This is a genomic window from Bacillus sp. P4_D3, from assembly GCF_056401855.1.
In genome coordinates, this window is the sequence record NZ_JBFUIN010000655.1 from 1 (window position 1) to 1,720 (window position 1,720).

The 1,720-nt window shown below is 32.4% G+C and carries 2 protein-coding genes; both read left to right on the forward strand.

Features of this window, described 5'->3' with window-relative positions:
- The first annotated feature begins 5 nt into the window (after positions 1-5).
- Complete coding sequence (locus tag AC1DTM_RS25245) at positions 6-1,208, forward strand: MFS transporter (protein ID WP_016105138.1); 1,203 nt, start codon at positions 6-8, stop codon at positions 1,206-1,208.
- Between the two features lie 165 nt (positions 1,209-1,373).
- Entirely contained in the window at positions 1,374-1,676 is a 303-nt protein-coding gene (locus tag AC1DTM_RS25250) for a hypothetical protein (RefSeq protein ID WP_256415971.1), read from the forward strand.
- Positions 1,677-1,720: the final 44 nt, after the last annotated feature.

Here is a 1,720-nt window from a genome sequence, read left to right on the forward strand (position 1 = left end):
AAATTATGTGGCGTAATAAAAATGTTTGGATCGTATTAATTGGGGAGTTTATTGCTGGTCTAGGGTTATGGCTTGGTATTCTTGGTAATCTTGAATTTATGCAAAAATACGTCCCTTCTGATTTTATGAAATCCGTTATATTATTTATCGGACTGTTAGCTGGTGTTCTAGTTGGTCCAATGGCTGGACGTGTCATTGATCAATATGAAAAAAAGAAAGTTCTTCTTTACGCTGGATTTGGTCGTGTTATTAGTGTTATTTTCATGTTTTTCGCTATTCAATATGAAAGTATCGCTTTCATGATTGCATTTATGATTGTACTTCAAATTTCAGCGACATTTTATTTCCCTGCATTACAATCTGTAATTCCACTCATCGTTCGTGAGCATGAACTATTACAGTTGAACGGTGTACATATGAATGTTGGTACAATCGCTCGTATTGCAGGTACTTCACTAGGTGGAATTCTTTTAGTTGTAATGAGTTTACAGTATATGTATGCCTTCTCAATGGCAGCATACGCTTTATTATTCCTCTCAACTTTCTTCCTACAATTTGAAGATAAAAAATCAGCTACATTAAGTAAAGAATCAGCTAAAGATAATAGCTTTATGGAAGTATTTCGTATTTTAAAAGGAATTCCTATTGCTTTTACAGCACTTATATTAAGTATTATCCCTCTATTATTTATAGCTGGATTCAATTTAATGGTTATTAACATTAGCGAAATGCAACACGATCCAACAATTAAAGGATTCATATATACAATTGAAGGTGTAGCATTTATGTTAGGTGCCTTCGTTATTAAACGTTTATCTGATCATTTCAAACCTGAAAAGTTACTATATTTCTTCGCAATTTGTACCGCTTTTGCACACCTTTCATTGTTCTTTAGCGATATAAAATGGATGGCTCTTACATCGTTTGGTTTGTTTGGCTTTAGTGTCGGCTGTTTCTTCCCTATTATGTCGACAATTTTTCAAACGAAAGTAGAAAAAAGCTATCACGGCCGCCTCTTCTCATTCCGTAATATGTTTGAGAGAGTTATGTTCCAAATTGTCTTACTTGGAACTGGCTTCTTCTTAGATACAATTGGATTACAGTATATGGTTCTAATTTTCGGCGTCATTTCATTGTTGATTATATTTATTTCCCTATCTAAACAGAAACAATATGAAAAACAACCTTCGCAATCTGCGAATTTATAAAACTAATATTTCTTAAGAATGGATCCAGTATTTTACTTGGTCCATTCTTTTTCAATTTCTAGGATTAAACTTTATATACTTTGTATAGTCCAAATATTTAAAGGTGTATCACCTACTGTTTTCGAATACAAAAAACAATAGATTTTTCAAAAAGGAGCTGTGGAAATGTATGTTGGAATGCAATTATTAATTACCCTTCTTTTTTCATTAATTATGTTTGGCGTCCTTAATTTTTTAGCCATTTCCCTATCTCAAAATAACTTTAAAAGAAGGATTGTTGCAGGTTTCTTATTTTTACTGTTAACTCCCATTATCTTTTTGACTACTACAGCATTCGCTTCTATATTCGATAAAGGTGGTTTTGGTGCAGCTAACCTAGCCTTTATTATTACAGATGTATATATTGTAAATGGAATTTTCATTCTTCTTTCCGCTTCATTTATCCTCAAAAGACATAACATAAGATAGACTGTTAGGCATGAATCTGGTATTACACGAAGCCACTGAAAAAC